At 57.8% G+C, this 18,687-nt stretch carries 17 protein-coding genes; 10 read left to right on the top strand and 7 right to left on the bottom strand.

What is annotated here, in order from left to right:
- Positions 1–58 precede the first annotated feature (58 nt).
- Positions 59–325, top strand: coding sequence for an MDR/zinc-dependent alcohol dehydrogenase-like family protein (locus BM225_RS17150; RefSeq protein ID WP_177218650.1), 267 nt, complete (start codon positions 59–61; stop codon positions 323–325).
- 101 nt (positions 326–426) lie between these two features.
- Here BM225_RS17150 and BM225_RS17155 read toward each other — a convergent pair whose 3' ends face one another.
- The 4 genes from BM225_RS17155 to pdxA form a co-directional block, all read right to left on the bottom strand.
- Positions 427–1,398, bottom strand: a complete 972-nt coding sequence (locus tag BM225_RS17155) for a calcium-binding protein (protein ID WP_143095410.1) — start codon at positions 1,396–1,398, stop codon at positions 427–429.
- A 173-nt stretch (positions 1,399–1,571) separates the two neighbouring features.
- A complete protein-coding gene (locus BM225_RS17160) occupies positions 1,572–1,844 on the bottom strand; it encodes a hypothetical protein (protein WP_092465052.1) in 273 nt (90 codons plus the stop codon).
- Positions 1,845–2,033: 189 nt separating this feature from the next.
- The gene (locus BM225_RS17165) at positions 2,034–2,921 is read right to left on the bottom strand and encodes a dihydrodipicolinate synthase family protein (RefSeq protein ID WP_245780529.1); all 888 of its coding nucleotides are present in this window, start codon (positions 2,919–2,921) and stop codon (positions 2,034–2,036) included.
- A 4-nt stretch (positions 2,922–2,925) separates the two neighbouring features.
- A complete protein-coding gene (gene pdxA / locus BM225_RS17170; protein ID WP_092465054.1) occupies positions 2,926–3,900 on the bottom strand; it encodes a 4-hydroxythreonine-4-phosphate dehydrogenase PdxA in 975 nt (324 codons plus the stop codon).
- A gap of 172 nt (positions 3,901–4,072) precedes the next feature.
- Between pdxA and BM225_RS17175 the strand changes: the two genes are divergently transcribed.
- Together BM225_RS17175 and BM225_RS17180 are read left to right on the top strand one after the other, a co-directional pair.
- Positions 4,073–5,107 (top strand): four-carbon acid sugar kinase family protein, encoded by a 1,035-nt coding sequence (locus BM225_RS17175; protein WP_092465055.1) that lies wholly within the window; start codon positions 4,073–4,075, stop codon positions 5,105–5,107.
- An 11-nt stretch (positions 5,108–5,118) separates the two neighbouring features.
- On the top strand, positions 5,119–5,856 hold the full coding sequence (locus BM225_RS17180; protein ID WP_092465056.1) for a FadR/GntR family transcriptional regulator: 738 nt from the start codon (positions 5,119–5,121) through the stop codon (positions 5,854–5,856).
- 36 nt (positions 5,857–5,892) lie between these two features.
- On the opposite strand, the gene BM225_RS17185 is transcribed toward BM225_RS17180, so the two are convergent.
- Positions 5,893–7,017 (bottom strand): iron-containing alcohol dehydrogenase, encoded by a 1,125-nt coding sequence (locus BM225_RS17185; protein ID WP_092465057.1) that lies wholly within the window; start codon positions 7,015–7,017, stop codon positions 5,893–5,895.
- Positions 7,018–7,029: 12 nt separating this feature from the next.
- Entirely contained in the window at positions 7,030–8,208 is a 1,179-nt protein-coding gene (locus BM225_RS17190; RefSeq protein WP_092465058.1) for a sialidase family protein, read from the bottom strand.
- A gap of 317 nt (positions 8,209–8,525) precedes the next feature.
- Between BM225_RS17190 and BM225_RS17195 the strand changes: the two genes are divergently transcribed.
- From BM225_RS17195 to BM225_RS17225, 7 genes are all read left to right on the top strand, one after another.
- A complete protein-coding gene (locus tag BM225_RS17195; protein WP_092465059.1) occupies positions 8,526–10,022 on the top strand; it encodes an ABC transporter substrate-binding protein in 1,497 nt (498 codons plus the stop codon).
- Positions 10,023–10,091: 69 nt separating this feature from the next.
- The gene (locus BM225_RS17200; protein ID WP_092465060.1) at positions 10,092–11,006 is read left to right on the top strand and encodes an ABC transporter permease; all 915 of its coding nucleotides are present in this window, start codon (positions 10,092–10,094) and stop codon (positions 11,004–11,006) included.
- Positions 11,007–11,016: 10 nt separating this feature from the next.
- The gene (locus BM225_RS17205) at positions 11,017–11,952 is read left to right on the top strand and encodes an ABC transporter permease (RefSeq protein ID WP_218157068.1); all 936 of its coding nucleotides are present in this window, start codon (positions 11,017–11,019) and stop codon (positions 11,950–11,952) included.
- The gene (locus BM225_RS17210; RefSeq protein ID WP_092465062.1) at positions 11,945–13,573 is read left to right on the top strand and encodes a dipeptide ABC transporter ATP-binding protein; all 1,629 of its coding nucleotides are present in this window, start codon (positions 11,945–11,947) and stop codon (positions 13,571–13,573) included. The genes BM225_RS17205 and BM225_RS17210 overlap by 8 nt, the downstream gene beginning before the upstream one ends.
- 21 nt (positions 13,574–13,594) lie before the next feature.
- Positions 13,595–14,626 carry a DUF475 domain-containing protein gene (locus tag BM225_RS17215; protein WP_092465063.1) on the top strand — a complete coding sequence of 344 codons (1,032 nt, stop codon included), beginning with the start codon at positions 13,595–13,597 and terminating at the stop codon, positions 14,624–14,626.
- Between the two features lie 159 nt (positions 14,627–14,785).
- On the top strand, positions 14,786–16,048 hold the full coding sequence (locus tag BM225_RS17220) for an MFS transporter (protein WP_092465064.1): 1,263 nt from the start codon (positions 14,786–14,788) through the stop codon (positions 16,046–16,048).
- Positions 16,049–16,155: 107 nt separating this feature from the next.
- Positions 16,156–17,253, top strand: coding sequence for a Gfo/Idh/MocA family protein (locus BM225_RS17225; protein ID WP_092465065.1), 1,098 nt, complete (start codon positions 16,156–16,158; stop codon positions 17,251–17,253).
- 283 nt (positions 17,254–17,536) lie between these two features.
- On the opposite strand, the gene BM225_RS17230 is transcribed toward BM225_RS17225, so the two are convergent.
- Positions 17,537–18,676, bottom strand: a complete 1,140-nt coding sequence (locus BM225_RS17230) for a calcium-binding protein (protein WP_143095411.1) — start codon at positions 18,674–18,676, stop codon at positions 17,537–17,539.
- Between the last annotated feature and the right edge of the window lie 11 nt (positions 18,677–18,687).

The raw sequence follows: 18,687 nt of genomic DNA on the forward strand, positions 1-18,687 counted from the left end.
ATTGTTTGGCTTCAGCCGATAATCGAGTTTCGCGCCGATTCAGCTCTGTGTGCTGGTCGTGCCACGTGGCCGGGTCGTTGTACTGGGGCTGTGTACCGCACCTGACCACATGGACAGCTTTCGCGACATTTCCAAAGAGGTCGAGATCGTGATTTCGGTGTTCTTTTCGATGCCGGAATTCGAGATGGCAATCAGGGCGCTGGATGCGGGCACCTACGCGCCGCAGCATCTAGTTTCGGACACAGTGAGCTTGGACGAGATGCCCAAAGCGTTCGAAGCCCTCCGCCAGAGGACGACGCAATGCAAGGTGCTGTTCGCGCCTTAGAGTGCGCGGTTAACACGATTGCCTTGAAGAAAGGCGCGCCGTCCTTTGGCGCGTCTTCCACAAGAGCTGGTGGTCGCACGTAGGACTGCGCGGGTTGTTGGCTAGAAAAACTCGATCCCGAGCGAGAGGGAGTCCAAGTCTTCCTCGGAAACCCCTCTGAATTCGACTGAATTCTCGGCTGAGAATACCAAGACGACGTTTCCTTGGCTGTTGAGTTCCGAATAGGTGCTGATCACGTGCGCGCCATCCGCCAAGCCGCCGACGAGGGCGCTTTCAATGCGAAGGATGTCTGAGCGAAGGTTGAAGTCAAAGATTGTGTCATTGCCGTTGTTCTCATGAAACGTAAAGACATCAGCGCCTTTGCCGCCAAACAAGCGGTCATCGCCGCTGCCGCCCCTTAGGGTGTCATTGCCTTGGCCCGCGCGGATTGTGTCGTTGCCAGCGCCGCCAGCGGACAATTCATTGCCACTTCTGCTGACGATCCTGTCGTCCCCGTCACCGCCAAAGAGTTGGTCGCGCTTGGAGCGAGAGTACAGAGTGTCATTCCCGCTCCCCCCGTACATTTTCGCGCGTACATTACCGTATGTGCTCAGGGAGTGGAGTTCGTCGTTTCCATCGTCCCCGCGCATGATGGTGTTCTTAGACCCTTCGTCGGTAATTGTATCGTCACCGTCACCACCTCGTAGGATACGTGTCGCTTCCTCGTCTGGGATACCCGCAGTAATTTCATCGTCCCCCGCGCCACCAAGCAGAGTGTCCGAACCTTTGTTCGTGTAAAGATAGTCATCGCCAAGGCCTCCCCGCAGGAGGTCGTCATTGTTGCTCCAACCAAAGCCGGCAGACAGGTGGTCATCCCCCCGGCCGCCAATCAGGGTGTCGTTTCCAGCATTCCCGGCCAAATGGTCATCTTTGCCACCGCCAAGAATGCGGTCATCACCATCAAGTCCAAACAATTGGTCCTGACCGTTCCCGCCGATCAACGTATCGTTCCCTGCGGCCCCTTTGATGTAATCCCGCGCCGGTCCTCCATTGATCAGGTCCGCCTTTGGCGATCCATACACACGGTCGGTCAAAGACGAGAGTGTTCCCTCCGAAATGGCGAAAGTTTCGATGAGGTCGCGTAGGGTCGGGGACGCGAACTCATCCACAACATAAGGAGAACGGATCGGAATTTTCGTTTGCTCATTCTCAAACGCCAACGTCCACGAAGCACCCGTCGTACTGTCGGAAAAGACAATCGCTGTGATCAATGCCGAGTCAGTGTCGGAAAGGTCATCCAGCGACTGCCGTAGATCTCATATTCCAACATACCGCCCGAAAATGTGATCCGGTCTTCGTAGGCGATATCGAATTTCCTGAACTCTGTATCATTCACGAAGCCATATGATGAGAATTCGATTTTTACTTTCTGCAGTTCAGCGTTTTCATCGAGATAGGTTTCACTGCTCCAATTCAGAAACGACCAATCGAGGGTGGCTGGTAGACCTTTGGTTTTTGATAAATCCCATAAAGCGCGCATGAACAGCTCCGATCTCAGAATGTTTGAGGCAACTACTCACGATGGGGCGCGGGTTTTAGGAAGTTTCGGCAATTCTTATTTGTTTTTTTGTTGCAGTTGTGCGGTCACGCGCACCAACTTTGGCCCATGGGTCGCTATCAAAGCCAGCCGCCGGATTCTCGGCAGCTGGCTGAATTTGATTGGCGTTCGTTACATTCGTTCGTATTTCCGAAGGATCTCGGCAATTTTTGCGTCCTGGTCGGGGTCCGGCAGCAAGGCGGGTTGGCGCGATGCGCCGACTGAATTGTCCTGCAGATATAGCGCGCGTTTTACCAGCGCGGGCGGATACCCCAGCGCATAAAGGTCTGTGCGGAAGGCCGTATAGATTTCTTGGGCCTTGGCCGCGCCTTCGCTATCGCCCGCATTCACGCAGGACACGATATCTGCCAGCACGTCGGGCAACACATTCCCAAGGCCCGAAATGCAGCCCTTCGCTCCGTTTTCAAGCGCCCATTGCACCAGATGATCAGGGCCTGAATAGACGTCGAAACCACTTTGGTCGCGGCCAATCGCCATATAGGCCTCGAGCGTCTCTTGGGCGCCGCCAGAGTCCTTGATGCCAGCGATATTCCCATGATCGGACAAAACGCGTGCAGTTTCGGGTTCGATGTGGTTCTGGGTGCGCGCTGGAATGTCATAGAGAAACACTGGCGTTTTCACCGCATCGGCCACAGAGGTGAAGTGGCGGATCAGACCGTCTTGCGTGCAAGCGATGAAAAACGGGGTGATGACGGCAATCCCGTCCACACCGATTGCGTCAAATTCGCGCGCGAGTTGGATCGTTTCAAAGGTCGCGGGCATGCCAGCGTTCACGATGACCTTGGCTTGGCCATTCATCTCTTCGACCACCTCGCGGCACAGGCGGACTTTTTCATCAAAAGTTAGCGCAGAGAAATCCCCGTTGGTGCCTGCGCACATAATGTGATTGCCCGCGGCCACTTGGCGGCGCACCTGCGCACGGGTGGCCTCATAGTTGATAGTCTCGTCAGCATTAAAACAGGTGACGAGCGCGACGAAGGCTTCTTTGTGGTCGGTCACTGGATTATCCCCGCTTCGCGTTGGCCATCTTTGCCGCATAATCAAGGGCGCAGAGCATGTTGTCGTGGTTGGCTTTGTTTTGGCCCGCGATGTCAAAAGCGGTGCCGTGGTCGACTGAGCAGCGGTCAATCGGCAGCCCGAGCGAGACGTTTACGGCGGTGTCAAAGGCCACCAATTTGATCGGGATGTGGCCCTGATCGTGGTACTGCGCGATCACCAGATCAAAGCCGCCCTGATACGCGCGGTGGTAAACGGTGTCGGCGGAAATCGGACCTTGGACATTAATGCCTTCGGCTTGAGCCGCGGCGACGGCGGGCGCGATGGTAACGTCATCTTCATTGCCGAACAGGCCGTTCTCGCCACAGTGGGGATTGATCCCTGCGACTGCGATCCGTGGCTCCTTTAGCCCCATGCGGCGCAGATGCTTGTGCCCCATACGAATGGTTTCTAAGACCCGCTCAGTGGTGGCGCGCCCGATGGCGTCGCGCAGAGAAACATGGGTGGACACGTGCACAACGTTCAGCCGCTCTGACGCGAGCAGCATCCAAGAGGATTTCGAGCCTGTCAGGTGCGCCAGCATCCCTGTGTGGCCGTCGAAGTGGTGACCAGCGGCGTTTAGCGCTTCCTTGTTGATAGGCGCGGTGACGATGCAGGCGGCTTCGCCCCCCATTGTCAGTTCAACCGCGCGCGCGATGTAGCGATAGCTGGCCTCGCCGCAGGCGGGCGATAGAACGCCGAATTTTCCGGGCAGATCGTCGACCTGAACGTGATCGACGCGAATACCGTCCCCGTCTGCGTCAGGGGCGATGATCGGCAGGGTGATCCCACAAATGGTGGCGGCGCGCTGTAGCGTGTCGCGGTCGCCAATAACGATGGTTCGCTCACGCAAACTGGCATCCTGTCCAGCCAGGGCTTTGACAGTGACCTCGGCCCCAACACCCGAAGGATCCCCCATCGTTATAACAATCTTCTCACTCATTGCAGGTCTCCTCCGAACGGTCAGTGCATCATTCAATTAACCTATAGGTAAAAATACATCAACAAAAGAGGCGTGTAACTGGGAGATTTCTCTCGAATAGTGAAATTTCCTATAGAAATTAGGGGTGTCTTGCGCGTAGTGTTTTTTACAACAAGATGATAATAGGTAAAGTATGGGCGAGAAGGTTCTGATTGTTGCAGATGACCTGACAGGGGCGCTCGACTCGGCTGTCGGCTTTGCCGCTGCCGGGCGTACCGTGCGGGTGGCGCGGCACCCAGAGGGCGCGGCGCGCGTTTGGTCCGAGGGATGCGATGTGCTTGCGGTCAACACAGGCAGTCGGGAGGTGCCTACTGATCTGGCATATGCACGCGTATCTGAGGCGTTGAATGGCCTAAATCCCAAAGATTTCAACATTATCATCAAGAAGGTCGACTCTCGGCTTAAAGGGCATGTCGGCGCAGAGACCGAGGTTTTGCTTGCGTGGAGCGGTGCGGAGAAGGTGGTTGCTGCGCCAGCGATCCCCACTATGGGGCGGCTTGTGAAAGATGGCGCATTAACCGGGGCGGGCGTGGATCAGCCCATACCGGTCTCGGACCGTTTTACAAGTTCGGTCACGGTGCCAGACGTTGGATCCGACACGGATTTGGACCGGATCGTGGAGACGAACAGAGGGGCGCTTTGGGTTGGCGCGCGTGGATTGACTTTTGCTTTGGCGCGGGCATCGGGTGTCTCGGCACCCGAAACCGGGGCGTTGCGCGATCCGGTAATGATCGCCAATGGCTCTCGGGACCCTGTGACCACGGCGCAAATTACCGCAGTTGAGGTCATCGCGCCGGTGCTTCACGCGCCAAATGGGGTGCTATTGGGCGATCCGTCGCCGGATGGTCCTGTGATCCTGTCCATCGCACAGGGCGATGAGATAATTTCTGGCGCGCAGGCCGCCGCACAATTTGCACAGAGCGTTTTGGCATGTGTCAGGCGGTGCGAACCGGCATCACTTCTGATTTGCGGGGGCGAGTCCGCGCAAGCAGCTCTGGACCTGCTTGGCGTCGAGAGTTTACAAGTGATCTCAGAATTGCGTCCCGGTTTACCATTGTGCGAGGTCGAGGCCCCTTGGGGTCCCCTTAAAATAGTGACCAAATCCGGAGGCTTCGGGGATACCGCGCTCCTGCGCGAGGTTCTGCAAAACGCGCAAGAGAAGTTGTAAAGGAAACGGGAATGGACCAGCACACCTCAGCGGGAAGCCAAGGTCGCGGCGGGCGTCCGCCTTTGTCAGAGAAGGTATATGCCGCTCTGAAGTCGCGGATCACGCGCGGGGATTATGGTCCGAACGAAAAGCTGCCCGCCGAAAAGGATTTGTCGGCGCAATACGGTGTATCCCGCCCTGTTTTGCGCGTGGCGCTGGAGCAGCTCCGCGAAGAAGGATTGATTGTTTCGCGCCAAGGCGCGGGAAATTTTGTGCGGGTGAAACGCGAAGCTGCCCTTGGCTACACGCCCGTAGAAACCATCGCCGACATTCAGCGCTGCTATGAGTTCCGTCTGACGATCGAGGTGGACGCCGCCGGTTTGGCCGCGCAACGCCGCAATCAGAGCATTCTGGATGAAATGGAGCAGGCTCTTGATCTGTTGTCCGATGCGACAGGCTCTCGGCTGCACCGCGAAGATGCGGATTTCACCTTTCACCTTGCCATCGCGCGGGCGTCGAACAACCAGTATTACGCCGAGACGCTCAAGGCGTTGCGGGACCATATCTACGTGGGAATGAAGATGCACGGTGACGCGTTGATGTCTGATGGGGCGTCTGCGCTGGAAAATGTGCTCGAGGAGCATCGGGGCATCTGTCAGGCGATTGCTGATCGTGATCCCGATCGCGCCCGTGCGGTCATGCGCCAGCACGTGTCCCATTCGCGGGAGCGTCTGTTCGGCGCTGGGGTGATGGACCTGTCAATGCAGTAAAGGGCGCACGACCGTGTGGCGGTCGCGCAGTCAGAGTTAATAGGCGTCGCGGTAGATGGCGGTCACATCCTCGACGCTCATGTCGCGCGGATTATTGTCCATCAGGCGGCGGATCGCATGCGCTTCGGCTGCCCATTGGGGGAGGTCGGCTTCGTTCGCACCGTGGGCGCTCAGGTGCATCTCGATCCCCAAACTCTTGCAGAACTCGAAGGCCGCAGCCTTTAGCCTGTCAACCGAGTCCGCGCCTTGCAGGCCTAGGGCAGTCGCGACTTCGGCGGTTTTTTCGGGCGCGACGGGCTGGTTAAAGGCCAAGACGTGCGGAAAAATGATCGCGTTTGCCAGCCCGTGGGGCAGGGATAGACGCGTGCCTAGGGGATAGGCCAGCGCGTGGCCCGCAGCAGTGTTCACAGGACCAAGGCAGATGCCGCCGTAGTACGAGGCCAGCATCATGCCTGCTCGGGCCTCGCTGTCTTTGCCATTCTGAACGGCGCGCTGCAGGTATTTGCCAACTAGATTGAACCCCATGCGGGCATACCCATCAATGAGATCGTGCGCGCGAATATTGGTGAAAGCCTCAACGCAGTGGGCCATAGCATCGACGCCTGTGGCCGCAGTCACGGCTGGCGGGACCGAATAGGTCAACTCAGGGTCCAAAACCGCGAGGTCTGCGATTAGGTGGGGGCTTTCGACGGCGATCTTGGACTTTGTCTCGGGGTCGGTCACGAGCGCGCGAATGCCTGCCTCTGACCCCGTCCCTGCAGTGGTGGCAACCTGAAAGAGCGGCGTTTGGCGTCCCGCGACCTTGTTGGGGCCGGCGACATCGCGCAGGGATTCCGCGCTGTCCCAGAGCGCCGCGACCAGTTTCGCAATGTCCAAAACAGATCCCCCGCCAAGGCCGATCACAAGGTCGGGCTGATGTGCGCGCGCTTGTTCCAGAACCTTCTCGAATGCGGGTAGGTCGGGTTCCGGCGGCACATCATCAATCACCAGAATGCTGCCCTTCAGTCCCAGCCGCTCCGCATATTGCAGGGTGGGGGCGGACGTAATGACCAGAGGGCGTTCTGCGCCAGCAGCATGGTCCGCCACGGTCCCCGCAGCGCCAACGCCGATTTCCAGCCGCTTTGGTTGATGAATGGTAATCAATCTGTCCATCGTAGACATTGCGGCTTCCTTTCAGGTCGTTTTTTCAATGAGGCGCGCGAGGGTGCTCGCGTTCAGCCGCACGTGCCGGATGGCCCGGCGATATAGGGTGTAGGCCACGTCCAACCCGCCATCCGCGCGAGGCAGGAGAACGGGGTAGGACAGCTCTTTGTTGCGGCCGTCAGTCGAATTGTTGGACAGGCATGTTCCGGTGCTATCCTCGATCACATACCGCGTGGGGAAGGTCCGGCCTCCGTCGGCGGACAGGCACAAGGTCAGCGGCGCGCGCTCGACACCCCAAATGGGCTGGCAGCCTTCTTTGGCTTCGGGACGGCCATCGTTCTCTTCGAGTTCATCGTAAAGCGAGGCGCGGCGCGACTCCGATTGTGCGGCTGAAATCGGATTGCAGACCATCGCGACCATGCCATTTGACAAGGTAACTACGCCAATTGAGCTGTTGTTGTTGGGGACATCCGTGGGTTCTGGCGCGCTCCAGCTGTGCCCGCCATCGGTGCTGGTCGAACGGTGCACAAAATCGGCCTGACGGCGACGATAGAAGGCTGCCATCTCGTCGCCTTCCAGAGACACAGGTGTCATATGGACGGCGCCGGGGGAATTGGGAACCTCTGATACATTCCACGTTTTGCCGTTGTCTTGGCTGATAGCAATCGCGGCGGTGTCGAACGCGCCTGTCCAGCGAATGCCGGGCCGAGGATGGCAGCGGAACAGAGGCAGGACCCAAGCGCCGTCGTCCCTGACAAACGGCCGCGCACGAATAAAGGTGCCCGCGGGCAGGCCGATGTCGCGCGCCTCTCCCGAGGTCAGGGTTGCGCCGTCGCGCTGAACGGGGCGCATGTAGACGCGCGATTCATCTTGGTTTCCAGCGGGTTGTGCGGTGTTGAACAGCCAGAGTTGACCGTTGGGATCGGTGAAAAGAACAGGGTTCTGTTCGGACCGTTCCGTGTCAAAGGTCAGCTGCGCAGCTGGCCCCCATGACGGCGCGCCGTCCTCGAGGATGGATGCGTAGATCGAAATGTCAGACTTGCCTTCCAGAGTGCCACCAAACCATGCGCAGGCAACCGCACCATCGGGTAAATCCGTCAGAAACGCAGCGTGGTTCTGAATCGTGGGCGCTGGCAGAATGGCCCAATCCCCATCTTCACGCGGCGTTAAAGCGCCGGTCATCTGGGTTGCGATGTCTTCTGGCGTCATCTGCCATTCCTCCTCACTGTGCAGGTTTGAAAGTTGTCAAATGGCGGATAAGTTGTCAAGTTGCGCAACTGATGTGTGGTGAGATTTTTGAATTTTCTGCGACTGACGTAGGAAAATATAAGTAAAACAGAGATATATATGGCTTCTAACTTTTTCCTCCTTAATGTTTGACAACACTTTTCAAGTTTACCAATATGATTTGGCGAATCCGGTTAAACGGTGTGCAGACGGGTGAGACACGCGGCTGCTCGCAACAAGGGGCGGGGTGCCATGTGTGCGTTGCTCAAGGAGAGGGGCTCAGCCCTCAGGGAGGAAAAATGAAACATTCTATGCTATGGGCGGGCGCGCTATTGGCCACGACTGCCCTGTCGCCAGCTTATGCTCAGGATAGCGCTGTCACGATCGTTCTCGGAGAGGAGCCGGATCTGGTCGAGCCTTGTATGGCGACGCGTTCAAACATTGGCCGCATCGTTCTGGGAAACATCAGCGAAACCCTGACCGAGCTGGACGTGCGCGGTGACGAGGGTCTGAAGCCGCGTCTGGCCGAGAGCTGGGAGTTGGTGAACGACAACACGTGGCGTTTCAAGCTGCGCGAAGGCGTGACATTCTCGGACGGCAGCACATTTGACGCCGCAGATGTGAAGCATTCGTTTGATCGTGCCAAGAGTGATCAGATCACTTGTGAAATCTCGCGCTATTACGAAGGCATTGAAATCACGCCGAGTGTTGTTGACGAGCATACCATCGATTTTACAACCGAGCCGGCGCAGCCCATCCTGCCGCTGCTTTTGTCGCTGCTGACCATCGTTCCTTCGGAGACCGCGATTGAGTTCACCCGTGAACCCGTTGGCACTGGTCCCTATGTGATGTCGAACTGGGCTCCGGGTCAGAGCATCACGCTAGAGCGCCGCGATGATTACTGGGGTGAGGCACCCGCAGTGTCGACTGCAAACTATGTGTTCCGCGCTGATCCGTCGGTGCGCGCTGCAATGGTGCAAGCGGGCGAGGCGGACATCGCGCCTTCGATCTCTGCGATTGATGCGACCACGGATATGGATGCGTCCTACCCCAACTCGGAAACCACGTACCTGCGGATTGACCACTCGGTCGCGCCGCTGGATGACAAGCGGGTTCGCGAAGCGCTGAATATCGGTATCGACCGCGAAGCCTTTGTTGGCACAATTCTGGCGGACGGCACTCAGGTCGCGACGGCACTGAACGTGCCCACCACGTTGGGTTGGAACGCGGATACCGAGGCGCGCCCCTACGATCCCGAACGTGCCAAGGCACTGTTGGAAGAAGCCAAAGCAGATGGCGTCCCCGTGGACACCGAAATTCTGCTGGTTGGCCGGACCGGCAACTTCCCGGGTGCTACTGAAACCTACGAAGCGATCCAGTCCATGCTGTCCGAGGTCGGGTTTAACATCCGCCTGCAAATGGTCGAAGTCGCCGAGCACGAGCAGTACTACTCCAAGCCCTATGTTCAGGATCAACCGGTTCTGGTGGGCGCGCAGCACGACAACTCGCGCGGTGATCCGGTTTTCTCGATGTACTTCAAGTACCATTCCGAGGGCCGCCAGTCGGGCATCGCAGACGTCAAGGCGGATGATCTGATCACCCGTGCGACCGCCGCCACCGGCGACGAGCGTGTGGCTCTGTGGTCCGAACTATTTGGCTACCTGCATGACGAGGTGATCGCGGACGCACTCCTGTTCCATATGGTGGGCCATGCCCGCGTGGGCAATGATGTCGAGTTCACACCGACCATCGCGACCAACAGCCAGCTCCAGCTTTCGGAAATTGGCCTGAAGTAATCGGTTTCCTCTGACCCAGTGCGCGGCATATGCCTGTGCCGCGCACGTACTTGTTCCAAGGAGCTTCTCATGAAAACGATGCTTGGGAAGAGGGCAGTATCGAGTCTGATCTCGCTGTTTGTTCTGATCGTGATGGTGTTCTTCCTGTCGCGTCTGACGGGCGACCCGGCCGCCCTGTACCTGCCAGTCGACGCCTCCGAAGAAATGCGTCAGAATTTTCGCGAAATCCACGGTCTGAATGATCCCGTGATTGTGCAGTTTGGCCGCTATATCGGCGACCTCGTACAACTCGATTTCGGTGAGAGCCTGCGCAAGGCCCGCCCCGCCATTGATGTCGTCCTCGAGGCGTTTGTCTGGACCCTTTGGCTTGCCCTGATCACCATGGCGTTGGTGTCCGTGGCGGCGATTGTGGTCGGCTCCATCGCGGCCTTCAACGTGGGCCGCCCGTTTGATCGCGTGGCGTCTGTCTTGTCGCTCATCGGTGCCTCGGCACCCGATTTCTGGATCGCGATTGTTGGCATCGTTGTCTTTTCTGTCAGCTACGGATTGCTGCCGACCAGTGGCACTGGCACCGTCTGGCACTGGATTTTGCCCATCGCCGTTCTCTTTATCCGCCCGTTCGGGCTGATCCTGCAGATCGTGCGCGGATCAATGATCAACGCGCTTGGCTCACCATATGTGAAGACCGCGCGGGCCAAAGGGGTCAAGAACCGCCCCGTGATCTTTGTCCACACGCTGCGCAATGCCATGCTGCCCGTGATCACCGTGATCGGTGATCAAGCGGCGGCGCTGCTCAATGGCGCTGTGGTGGTCGAGACGATTTTCGGTTTCCCTGGCGTGGGCAAGCTGATGATCGACTCCATCCTGCAGCGGGATTTTAACGTCATCTTGGCGGCGATCATGGTCACGGCGATTGCGATCTTCCTGATGAATATCCTGATCGACATCGCCTATGCGCTGCTCGACCCCCGCATCCGGACCTGAAAGCATGACTATGACTGACACTTCCGACACTGTCCGCGCCGAAGAAGATCCCGCCAAGCCCGTCAGCGGTCTGCGCCGCGTAATCGCGATGCTGTGGGCGGACAAACTGGCCTTTGTCGCTGCGCTGTTTTTGCTGGTCATCGTGCTCTGCGCGGTTTTCGGCCCGATGTTTCTGCAGGACATGGCGGCCAAAACGAACCTGCGCGCGCGCAATGCTCCGCCTTTTGAGCTAGAGCGCGGGTTTTTCTTTATCCTTGGCGGAGACGCTTTGGGGCGGCCTTTGCTGGCGCGGATCATCGTCGCCGCGCAGAACACCATGATGGTGGCGGCAGGTGCAGTTGTCGCCTCGATGATCATCGGGTCAGCGCTGGGATTGATCGCTGGCTACACCGGCCGTTGGGTGGGCGAGGCGATTATGCGTCTGGCCGACGTGATCATGTCCTTCCCCTCGCTGCTGCTCGCAGTGATCGTGCTTTATATGCTGTCGCCGTCGATTGCGAACCTCGTGCTGGTGCTGGCGATCACGCGCATTCCAATTTACCTGCGCACCACCCGCGCCGAAGTACTGGAGGTGCGCCAACGCATGTTCGTCCAAGCGGCGATTGTTATGGGTGCGTCAAACTTCCGGATCGTGTTCAAGCATATCCTGCCCGTGATCCTGCCCACGCTGTTGACCATTGCGACGCTTGATTTTGCCTTTGTCATGCTGGCGGAATCCTCGCTCTCCTTCCTCGGGATCGGCATCCAGCCTCCAGAGATCACATGGGGCCTGATGGTGAGCCAAGGCCGCCAGTACCTGACCTCTGCTTGGTGGCTCGCCTTTTGGCCCGGTCTTGCGATCATCCTGACCACCATGTCCCTGAACCTGCTGTCCAGCTGGATGCGTATCGCCCTGAACCCAACCCAACGTTGGCGCCTCGAAATCGGAGCAAAGAAGAATGGCTGATCATCTGCTTGAAGTCCGCGATCTGTCTGTCCGCTTTCACACGGCCCAAGGGATCGTCAACGCGGTTAACGGCATCAGTTGGCATCTGGACCGCGGCGAAACGCTGGCCATCTTGGGGGAAAGTGGGTCCGGAAAATCGGTTTCTGCCTCCGCGATCATGAACCTGATCGACATGCCTCCGGGCGAAATTACGAGCGGTCAAATCCTGTTCGATGGGGTCGACCTGCTGAAAAAATCCGAAGAGGACCGCCGCCGCCTGAACGGTAAGCGCATTTCAATGATTTTTCAGGACCCGCTTGGGCACCTGAACCCTGTCTATCCGGTGGGCTGGCAGATCGCCGAAACAGCGATGGCCCACGGCAAACCCAAAGACGAGGCTTATGCTCGTGCTTTGGCTTTGATGGAGCGCGTGGGTATTCCCGATCCCAAGGCGTCGATGGACAAGTACCCGCATCAATTCTCGGGCGGACAACGACAGCGCCTGATGATTGCGATGGCCTTGGTTCTGAAGCCGGACATTTTGATCGCGGACGAACCCACGACGGCATTGGACGTCACCGTTCAGGCCGAGGTGCTGTCCCTGCTCGAAGAGCTGCAAGAAGAAACGGGGATGGGCCTGCTGTTAATCACCCATGACCTTGGCGTCGTGGCCGAAGCGGCGGACCGCGCGGTTGTCATGGAGGGTGGCCATATCGTCGAAAGCGGCACGCCGCGCGAACTTTATCATCACGCGCAGCATCCATACACGCGCAAGCTTCTGGCCGCCGCACCGGGCAAGGGCGAGATGCGGGACCCTGCCTCCGATGAGCAGCCGATTCTGCGCGTGCAGAACCTTCAGAAATCCTACGGCAGCTTTGCCGCGCTCAAGGGCGTGAACTTTGACCTGCATGCGGGCGAGACGCTGGCAATCGTCGGTGAGTCTGGCTCGGGGAAATCCACCATCGCCCGCCTGATGCTACATTTGGAACCTGCCAGCGGCGGCAAGGTGCTTTGGAAGGGCGAAGAGATCCTCTCGAAAACACCGCGCGAGATGGGGCCGTTGCGCCGCCAGTTGCAAATGGTGTTTCAGGATCCGACCCAATCTCTGAACCCGCATATGACGGTATTCCAGATCATATCGGAGGCTTGGGTGATCCATCCCGACATCCTACCGAAAAGCCAGTGGAAAGACCGCGTCGCCGAATTGCTCGAGCAAGTGGGCCTGAAGCCCGAGCATGCCTTGCGCAATCCCCACCAGTTTTCTGGCGGGCAGCGACAGCGCATCGCGATTGCCCGCGCGCTCGCGCTGGAGCCGGACCTGATCATCTGCGACGAGGCTGTGTCGGCTCTGGATGTTTCAATTCAGGCGCAGGTGATTGCGCTGCTCGGTGAGTTGCGCGACCGCCTGGGTATTGCCTTTATCTTTATCGCGCACGATCTGCCCGTGGTGCGCGACTTTGCCGACCATGTGCTGGTGATGCAGCGCGGGCAGGTGGTCGAACACGGCACTGTCCGACAAATTTTCGAAGCGCCGCGACAGGGTTACACCCAGCGGCTGTTGGCAGCGGGTCTCGACTCTGACCCGGATGTCCAAGCGGAACGTCGCAGCCAGCGTTTGGCCTTGGCCGCGACCCAAGCCTGATCCGAAAGGAACCCTCCTACAATGTCTGCGCTTTCCTACTTCAAATGGCCTTTTGCCGTGACCGCGTTCGGCCTTGTTCTGGCGTATTGGCTGGGGCTTCAGACCACGGGCACGGTTGCGGGCGCGCTGTCGTTTCTGCTGATCGGATCGGTTCTGGCGGTGCTGGAGATCAGCCTTAGCTTCGACAACGCCATTGTGAATGCGAACAAGCTGAAGGACATGACGCCGGTCTGGCAGCACCGTTTCCTGACATGGGGCATTCTGATCGCGGTGTTTGGGATGCGGATCGTTTTCCCGCTGGCTGTGGTGGTGATCGCTGCGCGCATCGGCCCGATCGAGGCGATTGTTCTCGCGGCCAAGCAGCCTCAGGAATACGCGCGGATCATGGATGAGGCACACCTGTCGATCTCTGCCTTTGGTGGGACGTTCCTGATGATGGTCGCGCTCAATTACTTCATGGATCAGGAAAAGGACGTCGACTGGGTGCGACTTTTGGAAGAGCGCCTGCGCAAGTGGTCCTCGATCAAGGGGATCGAGATTGCGATGGTTCTGCTGATGGCCGTTGGGTTCACCGTCGTCTTGCCCGAAGACCAAGGCGCAACGTTCCTGTTCTCATCAATTTGCGGTCTGCTGACCTTCTTGGCGGTAGAATTGGTGGGGCATGTTCTGGACGCCCAAGAGGATGTAGGCCGCGCGGCGGCCCAAGGCGGCTTTGGTGCGTTCCTTTATTTAGAGGTGCTGGACGCCAGTTTCTCGTTCGACGGGGTGATCGGGGCCTTTGCCCTAACGCAGAACCTGTTCCTGATCGCGATCGGTTTGGGCATCGGCGCGATGTATGTGCGGTCGATGACATTGATGCTGGTCGAGCGGAAGACCTTGGCACAGTTTCGGTATCTGGAGCATGGGGCCTTCTACTCGGTGCTGGTACTGGCGATCATCATGCTGGTGCAATCCCTGACCCATGTGCCCGAAGTCATCACAGGTCTGCTGGGGGCCAGCCTGATCGGGTGCTCTTTGTTGGCGTCCATCCACCACAACCGTCAGGTCGGGTAGGCTGGCGCGCCTTTGTAAGGCTGAGAACGCAGCAACTGATAAATGTTTCGCATCAGATGCGAGCAATGCATTTGTGCACCACCCAATCTTCCAGAAAACCATAGAATTATCGCGCAGAGCGGGTTGTCCCAAATCACTTTCCGCGTCTAGGCTGAACGTATGTTTCGTAGCCTGCTTCCTCTTTCTGCACTCTTGCTCGGCTCTGCTTTTCTGGTCTTTGCAGGGGGCATGAATGGTCTGGTATTGCCGATCAGAGGCGTGGCAGAAGGTTTCACTGCCGCGTCGCTTGGGTTGTTGGGCACGGGGTGGGCGATTGGATATGTGGCTGGCTGTGTCGCCACGCCCAAGCTAGTGAGCCGCGTCGGCCACATCCGCTCATTTGGGGTAATGTGCGCGATCGCCGCAATTGCGGTGCTGCTTTCGCTGCTTTTGATCACCCCTTGGGTTTGGGTGCCTGTCCGCGGGGTGTCGGGCTTCTGCTTTGCGGGCGCTGCGATGATCGTTGAGAGCTGGCTAAACGAACGCACAGAGGCCACGTCCCGCGGCAAGGTTTTCGGAATCTATACGATGGTCAACCTCGCCGCGACAACGGCTGGCCAAATGGTGCTGACTTTGGGGGACGCGACGGGGTACCTGTTTTTCGTCCTAGCTGCTATAGTTTATTGCCTAGCGCTTTTGCCCACGGCAATCAGTGCAACATCTACACCGAAACCGTTGACACAGGTTTCGCTGGACCTACCAAAACTTTGGCGCAACTCTCCAATCGCTGTGTTTGCGGTCTTCATGGTTGGAATTTCAAACGCAGCGTTCGGAACGCTAGCTGCGGTCTATGCGGCGCGTATCGGACTTACGATTTCCGAGATTGCCTTGTTCTCCAGTCTACCAATCCTCGCAGGCGCAGCGAGCCAGATTCCTGTTGGCATCGCCTCAGACCGATTTGATCGGCGCAAGGTCTTGCTTGGAATTGCGCTGCTGGCTGTGGCAGCGGATGCCTTGTTCTTGTTCTACGGCGTTGCGGGCGCGTGGGCCGCGCTGATCCTGTCAGGTCTTTTTGGCTCGACGGTTTATGCCATGTATCCCGTGATTGTCGCGCACGCGAATGACCACGCGGACACAGATTCTGCCATCCAAGTTAGCGGAGGGCTTTTGCTTGTCTTTGGCCTTGGTTCGATCATTGGACCTAGTTTGGCGGGCTTTGCGATGAGCGGATTCAGCGCACAATGGCTTTTCGCGGTGACGGGATCTGCCCACATGCTGCTGGTACTTTTTGCCTTGCTTCGCATCTGGATCGCGCCGCCTGTTCGGGCCGAAGACAAAGTGGCCTTTCAGGCGACACCTCTTGGACGTGGATCGACACCCGAAACGGTCACGATGGCCGCAGAGTCCCGAGAGATGCTGGAGCAGGATGCGTCCCAAACATAGCTCTCCACCGCTGGAAAATGCAGTCACAGCGTTGACGGCGTAGGGTTTGACGGCGCCGCGCCGACGGGGCAAGACTGCACGCTAATGCATTCGTTCAGGAAGAGAAAATGAAGCAAATCGCATTGGGCATGGTTGGCGGTGGGCAAGGTGCTTTTATCGGCGGAGTCCACAGGATTGCTGCCCGGCTCGATGGGCGGTTTCGCTTGATCGCTGGTGCGCTCTCTTCCACGCCAGAACGGTCTGCGGCGAGCGCGGCGGAATTGGGTCTGGAGCGGTCTTATGGCGATTGGGCCGAGATGGCGCGCGACGAGGCAGCGCGTCCCGACGGGATCGAAGCTGTTGCGATTGTCACACCAAACCACATGCATTTCGGTCCTGCCAAAGCTTTTCTCGAGGCTGGAATACATGTGATCTGCGACAAGCCAATGACTGTGACATTGGATGAAGCGTTGGAATTGAAAGCCATCGCAGATCGGTCCGATGCGCTGCTAGTATTGACACATACCTATGCGGGTTACCCGATGCTGCGAGAGGCGCGGCGGCTGGTGACTTCGGGCGCATTGGGCAAATTGCGGTTGGTTAATGTCGAATACGTGCAGGATTGGCTGGCCGAACTAGAGACTGGCAAACAGGCTGCGTGGCGCGGGGATCCAAAGCAAGCGGGCACTGGTGCGATTGGCGATATCGGCACACATGCAGCGCACCTGGCGCGCTTTGTCACTGGTTTGCCAATAGAGGCCGTTTCCGCCGAGATGCACAGCTTTGTCGAGGGTCGGCAGGTAGATGACAACATCCACGTGATGCTGCGTATGGTGCAAGGTGTACGCGGAATGCTTTGGGCCAGCCAGGTGAGCGTCGGCTTTGATAACGATCTGAGATTGCGCGTTGTTGGGGATAAAGCTGGAATGAAATGGTGTCATGATCGCCCCGAAGAATTGCGCTTCACGCGTCTCGGAGAGCCGACGCAAATCCTTACGCGGGGCGGCCCCGGCTATGCGGGCAAGTCCCGCGTGCCGGGCGGTCATCCAGAAGGTTTCCTAGAGGCGTTTGCCTCGATTTACGCAGACGCAGCAGATGCAATCGCGGCAGGCGCATTGCCCGAGGGTCTGCCAGGGGTCGAAGAGGGCGTACAAGGTTTGCGTTTTATAGATGCATGCCTGCGGTCCAACGCCGATGACGGACGCTGGACGCAGGTTGAAGAGTGACAAAACCATACTGGTACTTAAGCGGATCTCTCGCCCCCATATTCCCCACAAAGTTCTGATAGCAGCGAGTGCAGCCGGCTAATGATTTCCCCCCTTGGGGATACGGTGCGCTCGACGATGCCAATCTGACGTGTCACCTGCGGATGGCCGAACGGCAGACACTTAGGGAAACTGTGCTTAAAATTAGTTGGCCCCTGGCACTGAGTGCACCAGGAACTACTAGGGTAGAGGTCTGATAAGCCGACACGCTGAAACGATCGCTAACAGGCGGCGCGATCACCGATCACAGAAATTCGATTGTTTCTAGAATTGCATCGGTGTGAAAACCGCCTCCGGAAATCACGACGACGCCGGTATCTAAACCGTCAATATTTGTTCGCAAGATCAGGTTCATGTTGTTTGAATTGACGCTGTAGGTAAATTCGGTGCCTTCATCAAACACCAGACGGTCGATATCTCCGATGCGCTCATTGAAGTTTCCAGAGATATTGTCACGACCATAGCTCTCGTCACCCTTCAGGCGGAAGTCAAAGGTGTCGGTTGTTTTCCGCGAGGATGAACGAATGGTGTCGTCGCCAGCGCCGCCGTGTAGCAGGCCGCGACCATAAATGTTGTCGTTCCCCTCGTCTCCGAACAAACGGTTATTTCCCTTTGTGTCGTAGATCTCGTCGTCGCCCTCGCCTCCAGAAACACGGTCATTCCCTCGGCCTCCGGCAAGGTAGGCGTCGTCGCCTCCCTCACCAAAGATTTTGTCGCGGCCGCCCTGTCCATCAATATTATCGGCGCCATCGCCCCCGCGAATGACGTCGCGTCCACCGCCCGAGCGGACAAGGGTCATGCCGTCACCTAGGAGAACTTTGTCATTTCCCGAGCCGCTGTTGACACTGGTGTCTTCGTCCCTAGCGCGTAAATCGATTACGTCGTGGCCCCCGAAGCTAAAGAGGGTAATGCCGTCTTGTAAAAATGTAGATCCAGGCTTTGCGATGTATCGATCATTGCCTTCTGTCAAAACCTGATAACCGGGGTCCTCTGCATCACCATCTAATATAAATCGGAAACTCTCGCCCGCGAGAAAATCGGCGATCGCCGTCTCGTCCCCAGAATCATAAGCATCAATGGCTGGCTCTAGCGTTTCCATGTCCCACTGAAGGCCCTTCCAAACCTGAAATTTCTCGCCTTCGTAGAAAAATGTAATCTTCTTCACTGTGTAATCAGTCATCTCGCCGCCGGAGAACGTGAAGGATCCGTCGAGCTTTGCGAACATGTTCAGTCCACTGTGCTCTACTTGGAGTGTTTTGGCACTCGCGCTTGTGATGTCTGAATCACCCACCAAAATATCTTCAAGGTGAGGGCCACCAAAGTACGCTCTTTGATCCCATCCAATAACAGTTGGGGTTCGTCCAAAATTGATAATTGTTGCCATTTCAAGTTATC

It is taken from the genome of Donghicola eburneus, assembly GCF_900115865.1.
GTDB classification, from domain to species: domain Bacteria; phylum Pseudomonadota; class Alphaproteobacteria; order Rhodobacterales; family Rhodobacteraceae; genus Donghicola; species Donghicola eburneus.

Coding starts and splice junctions, on each gene's coding strand:
- BM225_RS17160 (WP_092465052.1), bottom strand. CDS start 1,844: ATGCGCGCTTTATGGGATTTATCAAAAACCAAAGGTCTACCAGCCACC.
- pdxA (WP_092465054.1), bottom strand. CDS start 3,900: ATGAGTGAGAAGATTGTTATAACGATGGGGGATCCTTCGGGTGTTGGG.
- BM225_RS17175 (WP_092465055.1), top strand. CDS start 4,073: ATGGGCGAGAAGGTTCTGATTGTTGCAGATGACCTGACAGGGGCGCTC.
- BM225_RS17180 (WP_092465056.1), top strand. CDS start 5,119: ATGGACCAGCACACCTCAGCGGGAAGCCAAGGTCGCGGCGGGCGTCCG.
- BM225_RS17185 (WP_092465057.1), bottom strand. CDS start 7,017: ATGTCTACGATGGACAGATTGATTACCATTCATCAACCAAAGCGGCTG.
- BM225_RS17190 (WP_092465058.1), bottom strand. CDS start 8,208: ATGACGCCAGAAGACATCGCAACCCAGATGACCGGCGCTTTAACGCCG.
- BM225_RS17195 (WP_092465059.1), top strand. CDS start 8,526: ATGAAACATTCTATGCTATGGGCGGGCGCGCTATTGGCCACGACTGCC.
- BM225_RS17200 (WP_092465060.1), top strand. CDS start 10,092: ATGAAAACGATGCTTGGGAAGAGGGCAGTATCGAGTCTGATCTCGCTG.
- BM225_RS17205 (WP_218157068.1), top strand. CDS start 11,017: ATGACTGACACTTCCGACACTGTCCGCGCCGAAGAAGATCCCGCCAAG.
- BM225_RS17210 (WP_092465062.1), top strand. CDS start 11,945: ATGGCTGATCATCTGCTTGAAGTCCGCGATCTGTCTGTCCGCTTTCAC.
- BM225_RS17215 (WP_092465063.1), top strand. CDS start 13,595: ATGTCTGCGCTTTCCTACTTCAAATGGCCTTTTGCCGTGACCGCGTTC.
- BM225_RS17220 (WP_092465064.1), top strand. CDS start 14,786: ATGTTTCGTAGCCTGCTTCCTCTTTCTGCACTCTTGCTCGGCTCTGCT.
- BM225_RS17225 (WP_092465065.1), top strand. CDS start 16,156: ATGAAGCAAATCGCATTGGGCATGGTTGGCGGTGGGCAAGGTGCTTTT.
- BM225_RS17230 (WP_143095411.1), bottom strand. CDS start 18,676: ATGGCAACAATTATCAATTTTGGACGAACCCCAACTGTTATTGGATGG.